Source organism: Corynebacterium sp. HMSC062A03 (assembly GCF_001811145.1).
In the GTDB taxonomy this organism is placed as follows: Bacteria; Actinomycetota; Actinomycetes; order Mycobacteriales; family Mycobacteriaceae; genus Corynebacterium; species Corynebacterium aurimucosum.
On the sequence record NZ_KV803663.1, the window covers coordinates 1 to 298 of the forward strand.

Annotated in this window: 1 protein-coding gene; it reads left to right on the forward strand. The window is 53.4% G+C overall.

Annotation, left to right across the window (positions count from 1 at the left end; all coding sequences use genetic code 11):
- Positions 1-298: YPDG domain-containing protein (locus HMPREF2781_RS05510; RefSeq protein WP_210386010.1), on the forward strand; the 298-nt coding region annotated here is incomplete at both ends.

Genomic DNA, 298 nt, shown 5'->3' on the forward strand with positions numbered 1-298 from the left:
GAGCCTGGTTATGAGGATGGTTCTGGTAAGCCTGGTGAGGATGTAACTGTTCCGGCTCCGGAGTTTAAGGACAAGGACGGTAACCCGACTACTGCTCCTGATGACACGACTTTCAAGCCTGGTGAGAATGCTCCGGATGGTGTGAAGGTTGATCCGAACACTGGTGAGATCACTGTTACCGTTCCTGAGGACGCTAAGCCTGGTGACAAGATCACTGTTCCGGTTGAGGTGACTTACCCGGATGGTTCTAAGGACAACGTTGACGTTACCGTCACCGTTGAGCAGCCGGATGCTCCTG